The organism is Rhodovulum kholense, from assembly GCF_003053725.1.
In the GTDB taxonomy this organism is placed as follows: domain Bacteria; phylum Pseudomonadota; class Alphaproteobacteria; order Rhodobacterales; family Rhodobacteraceae; genus Rhodovulum; species Rhodovulum kholense.
The window spans coordinates 53877-68951 of sequence record NZ_QAYC01000012.1 but is presented as its reverse complement, the minus strand read 5'-3'; the positions used below and the strand labels follow the sequence as shown (position 1 = coordinate 68951).

23 protein-coding genes are annotated in these 15075 nt (G+C 67.0%); 14 read left to right on the top strand and 9 right to left on the bottom strand.

Annotated elements, in window-relative coordinates; genetic code table 11:
• Positions 1 to 9: 9 nt before the first annotated feature.
• The 6 genes from C8N38_RS15185 to C8N38_RS15160 form a co-directional block, all read right to left on the bottom strand.
• A complete protein-coding gene (locus tag C8N38_RS15185; protein ID WP_108028000.1) occupies positions 10 to 570 on the bottom strand; it encodes a hypothetical protein in 561 nt (186 codons plus the stop codon).
• 430 nt (positions 571 to 1000) lie between these two features.
• Positions 1001 to 1561 (bottom strand): F0F1 ATP synthase subunit B, encoded by a 561-nt coding sequence (locus C8N38_RS15180; protein WP_108027999.1) that lies wholly within the window; start codon positions 1559 to 1561, stop codon positions 1001 to 1003.
• A gap of 4 nt (positions 1562 to 1565) precedes the next feature.
• Positions 1566 to 2105, bottom strand: coding sequence for a F0F1 ATP synthase subunit B' (locus C8N38_RS15175; protein WP_108027998.1), 540 nt, complete (start codon positions 2103 to 2105; stop codon positions 1566 to 1568).
• Positions 2106 to 2190: 85 nt separating this feature from the next.
• A complete protein-coding gene (locus C8N38_RS15170; protein ID WP_042456520.1) occupies positions 2191 to 2427 on the bottom strand; it encodes a F0F1 ATP synthase subunit C in 237 nt (78 codons plus the stop codon).
• A 57-nt stretch (positions 2428 to 2484) separates the two neighbouring features.
• On the bottom strand, positions 2485 to 3237 hold the full coding sequence (locus C8N38_RS15165; RefSeq protein WP_108027997.1) for a F0F1 ATP synthase subunit A: 753 nt from the start codon (positions 3235 to 3237) through the stop codon (positions 2485 to 2487).
• Between the two features lie 2 nt (positions 3238 to 3239).
• A complete protein-coding gene (locus C8N38_RS15160; protein WP_108027996.1) occupies positions 3240 to 3575 on the bottom strand; it encodes an AtpZ/AtpI family protein in 336 nt (111 codons plus the stop codon).
• Between the two features lie 196 nt (positions 3576 to 3771).
• Between C8N38_RS15160 and C8N38_RS15155 the strand changes: the two genes are divergently transcribed.
• Positions 3772 to 4095, top strand: a complete 324-nt coding sequence (locus C8N38_RS15155) for an ArsR/SmtB family transcription factor (RefSeq protein WP_075787490.1) — start codon at positions 3772 to 3774, stop codon at positions 4093 to 4095.
• Positions 4096 to 4239: 144 nt separating this feature from the next.
• On the opposite strand, the gene C8N38_RS21185 is transcribed toward C8N38_RS15155, so the two are convergent.
• The 3 genes from C8N38_RS21185 to C8N38_RS15145 form a co-directional block, all read right to left on the bottom strand.
• Positions 4240 to 4794 carry a hypothetical protein gene (locus C8N38_RS21185; protein WP_146176293.1) on the bottom strand — a complete coding sequence of 185 codons (555 nt, stop codon included), beginning with the start codon at positions 4792 to 4794 and terminating at the stop codon, positions 4240 to 4242.
• Positions 4795 to 4900: 106 nt separating this feature from the next.
• Positions 4901 to 5806 carry a DMT family transporter gene (locus C8N38_RS15150; RefSeq protein ID WP_108027995.1) on the bottom strand — a complete coding sequence of 302 codons (906 nt, stop codon included), beginning with the start codon at positions 5804 to 5806 and terminating at the stop codon, positions 4901 to 4903.
• Positions 5797 to 6666, bottom strand: coding sequence for a LysR family transcriptional regulator (locus C8N38_RS15145; protein WP_108028056.1), 870 nt, complete (start codon positions 6664 to 6666; stop codon positions 5797 to 5799). Before C8N38_RS15145 ends, C8N38_RS15150 begins: the two co-directional genes overlap by 10 nt.
• Positions 6667 to 7025: 359 nt before the next feature.
• On the opposite strand from C8N38_RS15145, the gene ffh reads away from it, so the two are divergent.
• From ffh to C8N38_RS15080, 13 genes are all read left to right on the top strand, one after another.
• Complete coding sequence (gene ffh, locus C8N38_RS15140) at positions 7026 to 8555, top strand: signal recognition particle protein (protein ID WP_108027994.1); 1530 nt, start codon at positions 7026 to 7028, stop codon at positions 8553 to 8555.
• An 88-nt stretch (positions 8556 to 8643) separates the two neighbouring features.
• Positions 8644 to 9171, top strand: coding sequence for a GNAT family N-acetyltransferase (locus C8N38_RS15135; protein ID WP_108027993.1), 528 nt, complete (start codon positions 8644 to 8646; stop codon positions 9169 to 9171).
• Positions 9168 to 9695 carry a GNAT family N-acetyltransferase gene (locus C8N38_RS15130; protein ID WP_108027992.1) on the top strand — a complete coding sequence of 176 codons (528 nt, stop codon included), beginning with the start codon at positions 9168 to 9170 and terminating at the stop codon, positions 9693 to 9695. Before C8N38_RS15135 ends, C8N38_RS15130 begins: the two co-directional genes overlap by 4 nt.
• Positions 9695 to 10300, top strand: a complete 606-nt coding sequence (locus C8N38_RS15125; RefSeq protein WP_108027991.1) for a GNAT family N-acetyltransferase — start codon at positions 9695 to 9697, stop codon at positions 10298 to 10300. Before C8N38_RS15130 ends, C8N38_RS15125 begins: the two co-directional genes overlap by 1 nt.
• Positions 10293 to 10589, top strand: a complete 297-nt coding sequence (locus C8N38_RS15120; protein ID WP_075784776.1) for a chorismate mutase — start codon at positions 10293 to 10295, stop codon at positions 10587 to 10589. The genes C8N38_RS15125 and C8N38_RS15120 overlap by 8 nt, the downstream gene beginning before the upstream one ends.
• A gap of 43 nt (positions 10590 to 10632) precedes the next feature.
• Positions 10633 to 10989: a 30S ribosomal protein S16 gene (gene rpsP, locus C8N38_RS15115; RefSeq protein ID WP_108027990.1), complete on the top strand. Its 357-nt coding sequence runs from the start codon at positions 10633 to 10635 to the stop codon at positions 10987 to 10989.
• A gap of 3 nt (positions 10990 to 10992) precedes the next feature.
• Positions 10993 to 11643, top strand: coding sequence for a 5,6-dimethylbenzimidazole synthase (bluB, locus tag C8N38_RS15110; protein WP_108027989.1), 651 nt, complete (start codon positions 10993 to 10995; stop codon positions 11641 to 11643).
• A gap of 3 nt (positions 11644 to 11646) precedes the next feature.
• Positions 11647 to 12156, top strand: a complete 510-nt coding sequence (rimM, locus tag C8N38_RS15105; protein ID WP_108027988.1) for a ribosome maturation factor RimM — start codon at positions 11647 to 11649, stop codon at positions 12154 to 12156.
• A 114-nt stretch (positions 12157 to 12270) separates the two neighbouring features.
• Positions 12271 to 12630 (top strand): hypothetical protein, encoded by a 360-nt coding sequence (locus C8N38_RS15100; protein ID WP_108027987.1) that lies wholly within the window; start codon positions 12271 to 12273, stop codon positions 12628 to 12630.
• A gap of 39 nt (positions 12631 to 12669) precedes the next feature.
• Positions 12670 to 13473 (top strand): tRNA (guanosine(37)-N1)-methyltransferase TrmD, encoded by an 804-nt coding sequence (trmD, locus tag C8N38_RS15095; protein WP_108027986.1) that lies wholly within the window; start codon positions 12670 to 12672, stop codon positions 13471 to 13473.
• A gap of 290 nt (positions 13474 to 13763) precedes the next feature.
• Entirely contained in the window at positions 13764 to 14141 is a 378-nt protein-coding gene (gene rplS, locus C8N38_RS15090; protein ID WP_075784770.1) for a 50S ribosomal protein L19, read from the top strand.
• Between the two features lie 11 nt (positions 14142 to 14152).
• Positions 14153 to 14374 (top strand): 50S ribosomal protein L31, encoded by a 222-nt coding sequence (gene rpmE, locus C8N38_RS15085; RefSeq protein WP_075784769.1) that lies wholly within the window; start codon positions 14153 to 14155, stop codon positions 14372 to 14374.
• A 222-nt stretch (positions 14375 to 14596) separates the two neighbouring features.
• Positions 14597 to 14998, top strand: coding sequence for a CZB domain-containing protein (locus C8N38_RS15080; protein WP_108027985.1), 402 nt, complete (start codon positions 14597 to 14599; stop codon positions 14996 to 14998).
• Positions 14999 to 15075: the final 77 nt, after the last annotated feature.

Sequence of the window (15075 nt, the reverse complement as noted above, 5' to 3'; positions counted from 1 at the left end):
CGGGCGCCGTCAGTTGACGCTGGTCGCCATGTTCGCGTGAATCCGGCAGCGTTTGTACAGCGCCCAGTAGGTCGCGAAGTCCATCTCGTCCTGAACCGCCAGCATCCGCCGCAACGAGTCGAGGTTCATTCGCACCAGATAGGGTTCGGGCGCATGCATGTCGCCGCCCCGGAAGGTGATGCAGGCCAGCTTTTCGGGCGTGGGCGTACGGATGAAGAACCCCGCATCGACCTTGGCCCCGGCAAAGCGGCGCGCGCGTTCGGTCATGTCCTGGCGGCGCTGATGGATCGGGTCGGTGGCCATCACCGCCTCGATCGCCACCGCATGCTGGGCGGCACGGGCGCCGCTGCTGCGATCTTCCAGAAAGCGCTGCGCGGGGCCGACGCCGTAAAGCGCCAGCAGGGCGCAAAGGCCCAGCCCCAGCAGGATCGCCGAGAAGGTGCCGGGCCGGAACAGGTTGCGCCCAGAAGCCGCCTTGGACGGCGGGACGGCTGTCGCGCCAAAGCCCACACGCGGACGCCGCGCCGAGAGGGCGGCGGGGCGGGGCGGGGTTTGGGTCAGGCTGGACATGGGAGGCTCCGGAACCGGTAAAATGGAAAAAGCGGGCGCTACCCCGATCGGCGCCCGCGGACCGCCGCCCGCACCGGAACCCGCAGCGACCGGCGCGAGCCCCCTCCGAGGGACAGGAAGGGCGTCAGGGCGAGCAACCCGACGAACAGCGCGAGGGGTGTTGGGGCGAGGATGAGGACGGCGGTCATCACGGGACTCCCTGCGAAACTGCGCCGGGGCGAGTCCCCGCGCAGAATCCAGTAGAAACCGCGAATGTGGCAGGGTCATGCCCCGGGCCGGACAAATCGCGAAGAAAGCGAACATTTGCACCGATTGCCCGCCCGGCGTGTGCGCGGGCTTCGGCACACCTCCTGAAACGGCAGAACCCCGGCCCAAGGGCCGGGGTTCTGTCAGGACCTGTGGCCGGGCACGCGGACCCGGCCGGTTCGGGTCAGTGCAGGTGCAGCTTGCCGCGAACCTCGCCGATGGCCTCCTGAACCAGCTTGTCGCTGGTCTGTTCGGTCATCTGGCGCACGATCACCTCGCGCGCGGCGGAAACGGCCACGGCGATGGCCCGGTCGCGCACTTCCTTGACCGCGCCGGCCTTGGCCGACTCGATCTGCTCGTCGGCGGCGGCCAGACGGCGGGCAATGGCGACCTTCAGGTCGTCCTTGGCCTTGGCGGCGGCGGCTTCGGCTTCAGTCCGCGCGGTCTCGACGATCCGCTCGGCCTGGGCCTGCACTTCCTTCTGCTTGCGCTCGTAGGACGCCAGCACGGTCTGCGCCTCTTCGCGCAGGGCCCGCGCCTCGTCGAGATCGGACTTGATCTCGGCCGCGCGCTTGTCGAGCATCGCCATCAGCTTGCCCGGCACACGAAGATAGACCAGCAGGGCGAGGAAGGCGACGAAGCTGATGGTGACGACGAATTCGGCGTTGTTCAGCGAGAAGAACGGGCCTTCCGCCGCCAGCGCCGGCGTCGCCGACAGCATCAGAGCGACTGCGAGTTTCTTCATCGGATCACCCTTTCAGCTTGCCGTCGACGGCGGCCTCGACAGCCCCCGACTCGGCCCGGAAGCCCATCGCAGCGATCACGTCGGCCGCGGTCGCCCGGGCAACCTCGCTGACGCTTTCCAGCGCGCCCGCGCGGATCTCGGCGATCTGCTTTTCGGCCTCGGCGGACCGCGCCGCGATTTCCGCATCGGCCTTGGCGGTGGCGGCGTCGAGGTCGGCCTTGATCTCGGCCTTGGTCTCGGCGACGATCCGCTGCGCCTCGGCGCGCGCATCCGCCAGCGCCTTCTCGTAGGCGCGCTCGGCCTCCTGGGCCCGCAGCTTCAATTCTTCGGCGGCGGCGATGTCGTTCGAGATCGTGCCCTGGCGCTCGGCCAGAACCGCTCCGATCCGCGGCAGCGCGATGCGCGACAGCACGAAGTAGATCGCGAACAGCGTGACGACCAGCCAGAAGATCTGGTTGGGATAGGTCGAGAAGTCGAGCTGCGGCATGCCGACGGCTTCGGCGGCGTGACCGGCAGCTTCGGCGGTCTCTAGTTCTGTTGCCATGTCGTCCCCCTGGAACCCCGGATCACACCGGGTGGGTGCGTCTTGTCACGCCCCACCCGGCCGTAAGGATCGGTTCAGTCGGAGATCAGACGGCGAACATCAGCAGAAGCGCGACGAGGAACGAGAAGATCCCCAGCGCTTCGGCGAACGCGATACCGATGAACATGGTGGCGGTTTGCGACGCAGCCGCCGAGGGGTTGCGCAGCGCGCCGGAGATGTAGTTGCCGACGACGTGGCCGATGCCGACGGAGGCGCCGCCCATACCGGTACAGGCCAGACCAGCACCGATGTAGGCACCCATTTGAACGATATCGCCTTCCATGTCGATTTCTCCTTACGTTGGAATTGGCAGATTCAGTGTGTGATACTCAGACCGGCGTCAGTGGTGCGGATGCAGCGCATCGCGCAGGTAGACGCAGGTGAGGATCGCGAAGACATAGGCCTGGATGAAAGCCACCAGGAATTCGAGCGCGTAGATCGCCCCGATCGCCACGACCGGGAACACCGCGCCCACGCCCAGAACGCCCGCGAAGCCCGCGAACACCTTCATCACCGCGTGGCCGGCCATCATGTTGCCCATAAGCCGGATCGAGTGGCTGACGGGGCGGACGAAGTAGGAAATCACCTCGATGACCGCCAGGATCGGGCGCAGCGCCAGCGGAGCGGCGGTGATCCAGAACAGGCTGAGGAAGCTCGCGCCATGCTTGACGAAGCCCAGAACCGTGACGCCGATGAACACCGCCAGCGCCATGGTCGCAGTGACCGCGAGATGCGAGGTGGTGGTGAAGGCGCCGGGGATCAGGCCGAGGAAGTTCGCGAAGACGATGAAGATGAAGAGCGACATGATGTAGGGGAAGTATTTCAGGCCGTCGCGGCCCGACACGTCCTCGACCATCTTGTAGACGAAGCCGTAGGCCAGTTCGGCCACCGACTGGATCCGCGAGGGCACGATCGCGCGGCCCCGGGTGCCCATCACCAGAAGCAGCACCGTGCAAACCACCGCGATGCCCATCCAGAGGGTCACGTTGGTGGGGGTGTACCAGTGAACCGCCCCCTCGCCGAAGAGCGGGCGCACCATGAACTGGTGCATGGTATCGATGTTCACTCCGCCGGTCGCGTCTTCGCTCGCCACGTTCAATCCCTCTTCTCGTCCTCAGCGGCGGCCGCCGCCTGTTGGCCCTGGACCTCCTGCGCGGTGCGCAGCATCACCCGGATGCCCGCCGCAAGGCCCAACAATATGAACAGCACCAGAAAGATCGGCTTTGTCCCCAGCCAGGAGTCGATGCCGAACCCGATGCCGAAGCCGATCCCCAGACCGGAGACCAGCTCTATCACCATTCGCCAGGCCAACTGCGCCTGGGTGTAATGCGAGTCCATGTGAGAGGGCGCAGGTTCGGCCTTGGCCTTCTTTAGCTCGGCCAGCCGGGCATCGAGCCGGGCGAGCCGTTCCTTTTCGGCCGGGTCCATCATGCGAACGTCCCCCTCGGACAGTCGCGGCGAAGCTAGTCAGCGGGGGGAAATGAGTCAAGCGGATTGCGCCCCCTTCAAGTCATTGAAAAGACGTGTTTTTGCCGGATGCCGCCGCCCGGAACCCGCACCCGGCACAGCTTTGCCATATTCAACCGGACGGTTGACGATCGCTCAGGGACAGGCGCATCCTGCGGCGATGGAAGACCGGCTCGACATCGTCTTTGCGGCGCTCGCCGACCCCACCCGCCGGGCGATCCTCGCCATGCTGCTGGAAGACGACATGGCGGTGACCGATGTGGCCGAACCTTTTCAGATGTCTCTGGCTGCCGTTTCCAAACATCTGGCGATCCTGACCCGGGCGGGTCTGATCAGCCAGGAAAAGCGCGGGCGGGTGAAATGGTGCAAGCTCGAACCCGACGCGCTGAAGGACGCCTCGATCTGGATGCAGAGCTTCGGCCAGTTCGAGGCGGTGAACCTCGACGCCTTCGAGCGCTTCCTCGCGGCGGAACTGAACGGCTGAGGCCGGGGCGAGCAATTCGATGCCGGACGCATGGATGTCCAGCCCGCACAATATGACCAGCCCTATGACGTCGGGCCTTCCGAGCCACACCCCACTACCTCTGAAGCCCCGGCCCACCTGTTACTTATAGATCTTCCAGATCGGCTAAACATCTGCAGCTATCGTAAGCGTCCCGCCGTCAAAACAAATAGGACCACTGGGTGGCGGCACCAACATTCCGATGAGTGTAGGCTGCGGTAAAGAATAGCCATTTTTCTCCAAGAACCGCAGAACCTCCCGGCCCACGTCCTGCGCCCGACCAGAACCGACGATTTCAACCCGCGAAATGCCATGCCGAGGTATTTTCCGCAGGATTTCTTCTTTTGTCGATTGGTTCAGCTCGAAACTTTGCCGCCCAATATTCACCGGCCCCATGTGGCCATAGTTGTTCCCACTATTATGGTAACTATCGCCCATAGAGGGCCTCCTATCGTCCAAACCCCACAACTTAGAAAGCTCGTGCCAAAAAAGATAGATTGCGGCCGTCACAACCGCAAAGAGCAGGGCAGCATCAACAACGGAAATCGGATAGACATAACCACAAACATCCCTCCAGAGATCCTCCAAGCCGCTCGGAAGCCCATGCAGTGTCGTGATAAAATCAACAATTTTATACAAGGGAGCAAGAACGACAATCAGCCAGGCAACTCTTCTTCGCATATCCCCCTTGCCTCATACTTCCATACGTAGGCGCCGAAAGCCTGTGCATGCTGAAAAGACACAAGCCATTTACGAAGACCTTGCGCCTCGCCCGTTCGGCCAAACCTCACTCTTCCTTCAGCAACAGGCCCAGCGCCAGCACGGTCAGCGCGACCCCGCCCAGAACCAACGCGCGCGGCGCCCCGTGGCCCAGCGCGATTTCCCACAGGATGACCCAGGACGGCGTCAGGTAGGTATAGGCCATCACCTTGGCCGCGGGCAGCCTCAGCGCCGCGTATTGCAGCAGCACGAAAGTCATCGCGCTGGCGCAGACCGCCAGATAGGCCAGCACCGCCCAGACCAGCGGCGGCAGCGCGGCCCAGTCGGTCGCGACCAGCGCGGGCGCGCCGTAAAGCGTCAGCACCAGAAGCGCCGCCAGCATCATCCCGAAGGTAAAGACCAGCGCGGGCTCGCCCCGGTTCAGCTTGCGCACCAGCGGCGTGTAGGCCGCATGGGCGACGCAGCCGATGAAGAAGACCGCCTCGCCCCGCCCCAGGTCGAACCGCAGAAGCGCCCCGAGATCGGCCCGGAAGATCACCCAAAGCGCCCCCGCCCCGCCGATCGCCAGCGCCGCCGCAACCCGGGGCGTCGCCCTCTGGCGCAGGAACAGCCAGCCAAAGCCCGCCGACATGACCGGCGTCAGGGTGAAGACCGCCGCCGTCGGCACCGGCGCGGCCGTCTTCAACCCCTCGAACATCAAGACGAAATACAGCGCAAAGACCGTGCCCAGCACCAGAAAGCGCCAGGGCGCGCGGAACTGCCGGCGCCTCAGCCCCGGGCCCAGCGCCGCGGCGGCCCCGATCAGCACCCCGGCCAGCAGGAAGCGCAGGGCGTTCAGCGCGACCGGGTCGATGTCGTTGGCGATCAGGCTGCCAAAGCTGAACGACCCCGCCACCAGCGCGGAGAAGCTCAGCATCGCGAGATGGCCGCGCAGCCCCTCGCGGCGCGGGACGGCCGCCGGGCTCAGGGCCATTCCTTCGCCGCATCCTTCAGCCGCGTGGTCAGGGCCTGCACCTTGGCGGTGCGGTGCAGGTCGACATGAGTCACCAGCCAGAGCGGCACATCCCATTCGGCCTGCGGCGGACGCATCTGTTCAAGCCCGGGCAGCCGCTCGGCCCACCAGACCGGCACGAAGCCGATGCCCGCACCCGCGATCACCGCCTCGACCTGCGCCCGCGCGTCCGAGGCGCGGAAGCCGACCCGGTCGGACGGCGTATTGGCCTTGAGCCAGCGGTTGAACGGCGCCCGGTGCTCCTCGTCCGAGGGCCCCACGTAGAAATGCGCGGACATGTCCTCGCCCAGCCGGCCATGCGCGGCGACATAGCCGCTGCTGGCATAAAGCGCATAGCGCAGCGTGTAGAGCCGTTGCACGATGTTGTCGGGCTCGTCCGGCTGCGATCCGGCGCGCACCGCGACATGGGCCTCGCCATATTCCAGCCGGTACAGCCGGGAATCGGCCATCAGCCGCAGGGTCAGTTCGGGATGTTCGGCCTGGAACCCGGACAGCACCGGCACCAGAAGCGGCGTCAGGCTGTCGACCGTCGTCACCGTCAGGTCGCCGGTCATCGCCGCGCCGCGCCCGCGCAGGCGCCCGGCGAGCTGGCTGAACTGGTCGGCCGTGACCTGCGCCACGCGCAAAAGCTCCTCGCCCGCCTCGGTCGGGGTATAGCCGCGGGCATGGCGCTGAAAGAGCTTGACGCCCAGCCGGTCCTCGAGCGCGTCGACATGGCGGATCACCGTGGCATGGTGCACCCCCAGCGCATCGGCGGCGCCGCTGACCGTGCCAAGCCGCGCGACATGATAGGCGGTGCGGATCTCATCCCAGTTGTCGATATCCATTCGGCGCCACCTGTGCAAAAAGTCACAATTCGCGGCGATGCTGGTCAATTGCGTTCGCCAAGGCAAGGGCGATGTTGTTTCGCGTTCCCTCAGTCGGCGGCGCTGTTGGCCCCGCCGGGCAGGGCCGCCAACCCGGGCCAGCTTGACTCGGACGGCATTTCGTGGCTTAAGCCCGGCCATTCCGGAATGGTGCGAACCCTTCCGGTCCCGGCCCCTGTCCGGGATCGCCCCCCGTCAGCGAGGTTTCGCCCACGGGGGCAAATCGCGTTTTGCGCATCGCGACGCGCTGACAAACCGGTCGTTCCCGCCCACATTGCGGGGACAGGTGCAACGGTCGAAGGAGGGCCAGGGCCATGTTCGAAAGTCTTTCCGACCGCCTTTCCGGCGTCTTCGACCGGCTGACCCGGCAAGGGGCGCTGACCGAGGAGGATGTCGCGACCGCGCTGCGCGAGGTTCGCGTCGCGCTTCTGGAAGCCGACGTGTCGCTGCCGGTCGCCCGCGATTTCGTCAAGTCGGTGCAGGACAAGGCCACCGGCCAGGAAGTGACCAAGTCGGTCACCCCGGGCCAGCAGGTCGTCAAGATCGTCCATGACGCGCTGGTCGAGGTGCTGACCGGCGAGGGCGAGCCGGGTTATCTCAAGATCGACAACCCGCCCGCGCCGATCCTGATGGTCGGCCTGCAGGGCGGCGGCAAGACCACGACGACCGCCAAGCTGGCGCGGCGCCTGAAAGAGATCAACGGCAAGCGCGTGCTGATGGCCTCGCTCGACGTGAACCGCCCGGCGGCGATGGAACAGCTGGCGATCCTGGGCGTGCAGATCGGCGTCGACACCCTGCCCATCGTCAAGGGGCAGAAACCCGTCGACATCGCCAAGCGCGCCAAGCAGCAGGCGGCGATGGGCGGCTATGACGTCTACATGCTGGACACCGCCGGCCGGCTTTCCATCGACGAAGAGCTGATGGCCGAGGTCGAGGCCGTCCGCGACGTCGCCACGCCCCGCGAGACGCTGCTGGTGGTCGACGGCCTGACCGGTCAGGATGCCGTCCACACCGCCGAGAATTTCGACGAACGGATCGGCATCACCGGCGTGATCCTGACCCGGATGGACGGCGACGGCCGCGGCGGCGCGGCGCTGTCGATGCGCGCGGTCACCGGCAAGCCGATCAAGTATGTGGGTCTGGGCGAAAAGCTAGACGCGATCGAGGAATTCCACCCCGAACGGATCGCGGGCCGCATCCTCGGCATGGGCGACATCGTTTCGCTGGTGGAAAAGGCGCAGGCGACCATCGAGGCCGAACAGGCCGAGCGGATGATGAAGCGCATGCAGAAGGGTCAGTTCAACATGAACGACCTGAAGATGCAGCTGGAACAGATGCTGAAGATGGGCGGGATGGAAGGCATCATGGGGATGATGCCCGGCATGGGCAAGATGTCCAAGCAGATGGCCGATGCGGGCTTTGACGACTCGATCCTGCGCCGCCAGATCGCGCTGATCAACTCGATGACCAAGAAGGAACGCGCCAATCCGCAGCTCTTGCAGGCCAGCCGCAAGAAGCGGATCGCGGCGGGCGCGGGCCTTGAAGTGCCGGAACTCAACAAGCTTCTCAAGATGCACCGGCAGATGTCGGACATGATGAAGAAGCTGGGCCAGAAGGGCGGCCGCGCCATGCTGAAGAAGGCGCTGGGCGGCATGTTCGGCAAGGGCGGTATGCCCGACATGGCCAACATGGATCAGGCCCAGCTGGAAGAGGCCGCGCGCAAGATGGGGGCAGGCATGCCGGGCGGCCTGCCGCCGGGCATCGGCGGCCCCGGTGGGTTGGGCGGCGGCATGGGCCTGCCGCCGGGGCTCGGCGGTCTGGGCGGATTCGGCAAGAAGAAGTAATGGCACGCGCGACCGTCATAACGACCGCGTGGCCATGGCCGCGCCCGCACCGGGTTGATGGCGTCTGCCCGGGCGTGGAGACGCGGCCATGAGGATCGAGATCGACTGCCCCGAGATCGAGACCGACCGGCTGATCCTGCGCGGCCCCAAGGCGGCCGACTGGGAGGCGCATGCCGCCTTCGCCGGGTCCGAACGCGCCCGCTATGTCGGCGGGCCGTTCTCGCGGCGCGATGCCTGGCGCGGCTTTGCCTCGCGCTGGGGCCATTGGGCGCTCAATGGCTATGGCATGTTCACCGTCACCCGGAAGGGCTCGGACGAGGCCATCGGCGTGATCGGCCCGCATTTCCCGGAAGGCTGGGCGGAACCGGAACTGGGCTGGATCCTCTATCCCAAGGCCGAGGGGCAGGGCCTGGCGCGCGAGGCCGCGCTGGCCTGCCGCCGCTTTGCCTACGACACGCTCGGCTGGACCACCGCCATCAGCTATGTCGATGTCCGGAACGACCGCTCGCGGGCGCTGGCCGAACGGCTGGGCTGCCGCCTCGATCCGTCGGTGCCCTATCCCTTCGACGAGGATTGCGTGGTCTACCGCCATCCCGGACCGGAGGCCGCCGCATGACCTTTCTGCCCGTCCTTCCCGCGCTGACCACAGCCCGGCTGACGTTGCGCGGGCCCGAACCGCGCGACTACCCGGCGCTGCGCGCCTTCTACGCCTCGGACCGGTCGAACTTTGTCGGCGGCCCGAAAAGCCCCGAGGGTGCCTGGCGCCAGCTTGCGACCGAAATCGGCCACTGGGCGCTGCGCGGCTACGGGCGCTGGATCGTGACCGAGCGCGAAACCGGCCACACTGTCGGCATGGTCGGGCTCTGGAACCCCGAGGGCTGGCCCGAACCCGAGGTTGCCTGGGACCTGTTCGAGGGGTTCGAGGGCAAGGGCTATGCCACCGAGGCCGCCCACGCCGCCCGCGACCACGCCTATGGTGCGCTGGGCTGGCCCACGGCGATCAGCCTCGTCAACCGCGCCAACACCGCCTCGGCCCGGGTCGCCGAACGGCTGGGCGCGGTCTACGAGGGCGAGGTCACCCACGAGACCTATGGCAGCATCGGTGTCTATCGCCATCCGGCCCCGGAGGCCTGCCGCTGATGACCCGTTCCGCGATCCCCGTGCTGGAAACCGAGCGGCTGGTGCTGAAGGGCCCGGCGCCCGAGGACTATCCGAATTTCGAGGCGACCTTCACCAGCTACCGCGCCCGCTTCATGGGCGGGCCGCTCAGCGAATACGAATCCTGGATGCTTTATGCCGCCGAGATCGGGCATTGGCAGATCCACGGCTTCGGCATGTGGATGATCCATGACCGCGAGACCGACGCCACGCTGGGCATGGCGGGCGGCTGGTATCCCAAGGGCTGGCCCGAGCGCGAGATCGCCTGGGTGATCTGGCCGCGGGTCGAGGGCCGGGGCATCGCGCTGGAAGCGGTCCATGCCGCGCGCGGCTGGTGCTATGACCGGCTCGGCTGGACCACCGCCGTCACCTATGTCGATCCGAAGAATGCCAGTTCGGTGCGGCTCTGCGAACGGCTGGGCGCGACGCTCGACGAGGATGCCCGCACCGTCGACAGCCACGACATCGTCTATCGCCATCCCGCGCCCGCCGCGCTGGCGGCGACGCCGCTCGCGGCCAGGATCGCGGCTGAACTGGCCGACCATATCGACCCCTCGTGCAAGCCGAAAGGAGTGCCCCTTGACTGACGACGTCCGCCGCGCCGCCGAGCTTCTGAAGGAGCACCGCGCCAGCATCGACCGGCTCGACGCCATCCTCGTCTACACGCTGGGCGAGCGGTTCAAGCACACCCAGGCGGTCGGCCGGCTGAAGGCCGCGCACGGGTTGCCGCCCTCGGACCCGGCGCGCGAGGACCAGCAGATCGCGCGGCTCGAGGATCTGGCCCACCAGGCCGATCTCGATCCGGAATTCGCCAAGAAATTCCTGAACTTCATCATTCAGGAAGTGATCCGTCACCACTTCGAACACCAGAAATAGGCAGACCCCTGCCCCCCAAAGCCAACGAACAGGAGAAACTGACATGGCTCTGAAACTTCGTCTCGCCCGCGGCGGCTCGAAAAAGCGTCCCTTCTACCGGATCGTCGTCACCGACAGCCGCATGCCCCGCGACGGCCGCTTCATCGAGAAGCTGGGCGTCTACAACCCGCTGCTGTCCAAGGACAGCGAAGAGCGCGTGAAGATGGACACCGAGCGCGCCCAGTACTGGCTCGGCCAGGGCGCCCAGCCGACCGACCGTGTCGCCCGGATGCTGGAAGCCGCGGGCGTGCTGGCCAAGACCGAACGCAGCAACCCCAAGAAGGCCGAGCCCGGCGACAAGGCGAAGAAACGCGCCGAAGAGAAGGCCGCCAAGGCCGCTGCCGCCGCCGAGGCCGAATAAGCCATGGCCTTCGGGACAGCCCGGGCCGACCGGTTCGCGCCCGCCTTCCGCGACGAGCTTTTCGAGCTGATGCGGTGGCGGCGCGACGTGCGCCATTTCCGCACCGATCCGGTCGCGCCCGAGCTGCTCGACCGCTGCCTTTCGGCATTCCGGCTGGCCCCCTCGGTGGGCCTGTCGGAACCCTGGCGGCTGATCCGGGTCGAAAGCCCGGCCGCCCGCGCCGCCGCGCGGGCCAATTTCGAGGACGCGAATGCCGCGGCCCTCAAGGGCTATGAGGGCGAGAAGGCCGCGCTTTACCCGCGGTTGAAACTGTCGGGCATGGACCGCGCGCCGGTCCAGCTTGCGGTCTTCTGCGACGAGGCCACCGCGCAGGGCGCAGGCCTTGGCGCGGCCACCATGCCCGAGATGCGGCGCTATTCGGTGGTTGCCGCGATTTCCATGTTCTGGCTTGCCGTCCGGGCCGAGGGGCTGGGGCTTGGCTGGGTGTCGGTGCTCGACCCCGACCGGCTGGCCCGCGATCTGGGCGCGCCCGAGGGCTGGAGCCTCGTCGCCTATCTTTGCCTCGGCTGGCCCGAGGTCGAACGCGACAGCCCCGAGCTGGAAGAGGCCGGCTGGGAAAGCCGGGCCGCCGGCCTGATCGTCGAGGAGCGTTAGGACATGACCGACAGGGTCTGCGTCGGGGCGATTTCCGGGTCCTTCGGGGTCCGGGGCGAGGTGCGGCTGAAAAGCTTCTGCGCCGATCCCGCCGCCATTGCCGAGTACGCGCCGCTCTATTCCGAGGACGGCGCGCGAAGCTTCGATCTGGAGATCACCCGCGCGGTCAAGGAGGGCTTTGCCGCCCGCCTGACGGGTGTCGCCACCAAGGAAGAGGCCGATGCGCTGAAGGGCCTGCGGCTCTACGCCGACCGCGACCGGCTGCCCTCGCTGCCCGATGACGAATTCTATCATGCCGACCTGATCGGGCTGACCGTGGTCGATCCGGGCGGCAAGGTGCTGGGCACTGTCCATGCGGTTTTCGACCATGGCGCGGGCGACCTGATCGAGGTGCGCGGCCCGGACCTCAAGGCGGCCGTGCTGGTGCCCTTCACCAACGCCGTCGTGCCCACCGTCGATCTCGAGGCCGGGCGCATGGTGGTCGACCCGCCCGACGGGCTCTTCGAGGTCTGAGGCGATGACCGGCGCACGCCGCGCGAATTGCGGCGGGGCGCCTCATTGCGGTTCCGCCCGATCGGGTGTTCCCCTGCCCGCGACCCATATCCGACCACAAGGAGCGTCAAGCCCATGAACCTGCCCCAGATCTTCTACGCCGTGATCCTGTTCGGCGCCTTTCTCGGCGGCACTGCCGGGATCGATGCCTGGGTCATCCTCGTGATCGCCGCCTTCGCGGTCGTCGCGACCGTCTTCGACCCGGCTGCCAAGGCCAAACGCGCCGCCGAGGGCAAGACCCTGACCAAGGCGCTGCCGATGATCGTCGTCAACCAGGTGATCTGGGCGAACCTCGCCTTCCTGATCGGCCTCGGCCTGGCCTGGCCCTTCGGCGGCAGCATCCTTGCCCTGCCCCTTCTGGTGCCCGTGATCGTCTCGGGCATCGGCTGCGCCGGTGCGCTGGCCGTGGGCATGAAACCCGGCGCCAAAGGCTGAGCCTTCCGCCGCCCCGGAAAACCCGCTAGAGACCCGCCCATGACGGAGAATGCCAGATCCCATGGGCGGCTGTCGGTGTCGGCCAGCCTCAAGCCCCGCGACCTGATGGCCGAACGCCCGCGCCTCAGGGGCGCCTGGACCGCCCGCGTCATCACGCTTTTCCCCGAGGCCTTTCCCGGCATTCTCGGCCTGTCGCTGACCGGCAAGGCGCTCGATCAGGGGCTCTGGGCGCTCGAGCCCATCGACCTGCGCCCCTTCGGCGAGGGCAAGCACCGCAATGTCGACGACACGCCCGCGGGCGGCGGCGCCGGGATGGTGCTGCGCGCCGACGTGGTGGCGAAGGCGCTCGATCAGGCGGCCATCGGCACGCCGCCCGACCGCGCCCGCTGGCCGGTCGTCTATCTGTCGCCCCGGGGCGCGCCCTTCACGCAGGCCACCGCCCGCCGGTTTGCCGCGGCCGAGGGGCTGACCCTTCTTTGCGGCCGGTTCGAGGGCGTCGACGAGCGGGTGCTGGAGGAATACGCGGTCGAAGAGGTCTCGCTGGGCGATTTCGTCCTCACGGGGGGCGAGATCGCGGCCGAGGCGCTGATCGACGCGACCGTGCGCCTTTTGCCGGGCGTGCTGGGCAATGCCGCCTCGACCGAGGACGAAAGCCATTCGGCCGGGCTTCTGGAACATCCGCACTATACCCGCCCCGCCGAGTGGCGCGGCCGCCCGATTCCCGAGGTGCTGCTGTCGGGCAATCACGGCGCGGTCGAGCGCTGGCGCCGCGACATGGCCGAGCGGCTGACCGAGGCCCGGCGCCCCGACCTTTGGGCGGCCTATCGCCGCAAGCCCGACTAGACCGCGCGCGCCTTGAGAACAAGGCGCCAAACGGCTTGATTGCAGCCCCCGCCTTGTCTATACACCGCCCGTCCGGGGCTTTCGCGAGTCGGCCGGACCCTTTCTTTTTGGCCTCGTGCTTCTTCGGCACGGCCCGGGCCGGGGAAAGGATCATCGAACAGGAAACGCAACCTGAAACTCTGGCGGGCGCCCCCGAATGGGACGAAGGCGGACCCGGACGAAGGCACAGAGCTCTGAGGCGGCAAGAAAACTTCGCGGACCAAAACCGCGAGCGAAACCGGAGACATGCGATGGACCTGATCGCGCAACTGGAGGCCGAGCAGATCGCCGCGCTCGGCAAGACCATTCCCGACTTCAAGCCGGGCGACACCATCCGGGTGGGCTACAAGGTGACCGAGGGCACCCGCACCCGTGTGCAGAACTACGAAGGCGTCTGCATCTCGCGCAAGAACGGCAAGGGCATTGCCGGATCGTTCACCGTGCGCAAGATCTCCTTCGGCGAGGGCGTGGAACGGGTGTTCCCCCTCTTCTCGACCAATATCGACTCGATCGAGGTCGTTCGCCGCGGCCGCGTCCGCCGGGCCAAGCTTTACTACCTGCGCTCGCGTCGGGGCAAATCGGCCCGGATCGCCGAGGTCTCGAACTACAAGCCCAAGTCCGCGGAATAAGGAACAGGCCCATGCGCAAGGACATCCACCCCGATTACCATGCCATCGACGTCAAGCTGACCGACGGCACCGTGGTCCAGATGAAATCGACCTATGGCAAGGAAGGCGACACCCTGTCGCTCGACATCGACCCCAGCGTGCACCCGGCCTGGACCGGCGGCAGCTCGCGTCTGATGGATACCGGCGGCCGCGTGTCGAAGTTCAAGAAGAAATACGAAGGCCTCGGCTTCTGAGCCCAGCCCCTTCGCACGATGCCAAGCGCCGCCCTTCGGGGCGGCGTTTTCGTTTGGCGACCAACAAGCCACTCTTCGCTTTTGATTAATTATAGCTCTGCCTTGCCAGCGCCACAGCAAGGCCAGATTCCCGTCTTTTGCCCCAGAACCGCCGCATTTGCGCCATTTTTGCGGTGCTGATTGTACCCGTAAAAGTTTATTCACATTGATAAGGTTCCCGTCATGCCCATTTCGCGCTCGATGGTCGGTTTCCTCGACAACGCCATTCAATCCCATCTTTTGCTCAAGGGGCGCCTGCGCCACGCGGTTCTGACCGGCCATGCCTGGACCACGCCGCAGGAGATCGCCTGCGATACCGGCTGCGACCTGACCCGGCTGCTGGCAGGCCCCGGGCTCGACCCGGCCATGCGCGCCACGCCGCGCGTGCAAGAGATCACCCGGACCCATTCCGCGTTCCACGCCTGCGCCGCCCGCATCCTGCAGCTGGTGAACGAACGCCGGATCGGATCGGCCGAGCGGGTTCTGGGCGTCGAGCTGCGCGACATTTCCGACCGGATGAACGCCGAGATCGCGGCCTGGCAGGACGAGATCCTGACCGAGTCGTTTCGCCGCAACGCCGCCTGACGACGGCCCGGAACGGACCCGCAGCCGCTTCCAATCCCTCCCCCCTCACCCTAAAGTGAGCACAGGTCTTTCCGGGG

What these genes read in the sequence shown, in the direction of transcription:
- C8N38_RS15185 (WP_108028000.1), bottom strand. Translation starts at nt 570, where the DNA reads ATGTCCAGCCTGACCCAAACCCCGCCCCGCCCCGCCGCCCTCTCGGCG.
- C8N38_RS15180 (WP_108027999.1), bottom strand. Translation starts at nt 1,561, where the DNA reads ATGAAGAAACTCGCAGTCGCTCTGATGCTGTCGGCGACGCCGGCGCTG.
- C8N38_RS15175 (WP_108027998.1), bottom strand. Translation starts at nt 2,105, where the DNA reads ATGGCAACAGAACTAGAGACCGCCGAAGCTGCCGGTCACGCCGCCGAA.
- C8N38_RS15170 (WP_042456520.1), bottom strand. Translation starts at nt 2,427, where the DNA reads ATGGAAGGCGATATCGTTCAAATGGGTGCCTACATCGGTGCTGGTCTG.
- C8N38_RS15160 (WP_108027996.1), bottom strand. Translation starts at nt 3,575, where the DNA reads ATGATGGACCCGGCCGAAAAGGAACGGCTCGCCCGGCTCGATGCCCGG.
- C8N38_RS15155 (WP_075787490.1), top strand. Translation starts at nt 3,772, where the DNA reads ATGGAAGACCGGCTCGACATCGTCTTTGCGGCGCTCGCCGACCCCACC.
- C8N38_RS21185 (WP_146176293.1), bottom strand. Translation starts at nt 4,794, where the DNA reads ATGCGAAGAAGAGTTGCCTGGCTGATTGTCGTTCTTGCTCCCTTGTAT.
- C8N38_RS15150 (WP_108027995.1), bottom strand. Translation starts at nt 5,806, where the DNA reads ATGGCCCTGAGCCCGGCGGCCGTCCCGCGCCGCGAGGGGCTGCGCGGC.
- ffh (WP_108027994.1), top strand. Translation starts at nt 7,026, where the DNA reads ATGTTCGAAAGTCTTTCCGACCGCCTTTCCGGCGTCTTCGACCGGCTG.
- C8N38_RS15135 (WP_108027993.1), top strand. Translation starts at nt 8,644, where the DNA reads ATGAGGATCGAGATCGACTGCCCCGAGATCGAGACCGACCGGCTGATC.
- C8N38_RS15130 (WP_108027992.1), top strand. Translation starts at nt 9,168, where the DNA reads ATGACCTTTCTGCCCGTCCTTCCCGCGCTGACCACAGCCCGGCTGACG.
- C8N38_RS15125 (WP_108027991.1), top strand. Translation starts at nt 9,695, where the DNA reads ATGACCCGTTCCGCGATCCCCGTGCTGGAAACCGAGCGGCTGGTGCTG.
- rpsP (WP_108027990.1), top strand. Translation starts at nt 10,633, where the DNA reads ATGGCTCTGAAACTTCGTCTCGCCCGCGGCGGCTCGAAAAAGCGTCCC.
- bluB (WP_108027989.1), top strand. Translation starts at nt 10,993, where the DNA reads ATGGCCTTCGGGACAGCCCGGGCCGACCGGTTCGCGCCCGCCTTCCGC.
- rimM (WP_108027988.1), top strand. Translation starts at nt 11,647, where the DNA reads ATGACCGACAGGGTCTGCGTCGGGGCGATTTCCGGGTCCTTCGGGGTC.
- C8N38_RS15100 (WP_108027987.1), top strand. Translation starts at nt 12,271, where the DNA reads ATGAACCTGCCCCAGATCTTCTACGCCGTGATCCTGTTCGGCGCCTTT.
- trmD (WP_108027986.1), top strand. Translation starts at nt 12,670, where the DNA reads ATGACGGAGAATGCCAGATCCCATGGGCGGCTGTCGGTGTCGGCCAGC.
- rplS (WP_075784770.1), top strand. Translation starts at nt 13,764, where the DNA reads ATGGACCTGATCGCGCAACTGGAGGCCGAGCAGATCGCCGCGCTCGGC.
- rpmE (WP_075784769.1), top strand. Translation starts at nt 14,153, where the DNA reads ATGCGCAAGGACATCCACCCCGATTACCATGCCATCGACGTCAAGCTG.
- C8N38_RS15080 (WP_108027985.1), top strand. Translation starts at nt 14,597, where the DNA reads ATGCCCATTTCGCGCTCGATGGTCGGTTTCCTCGACAACGCCATTCAA.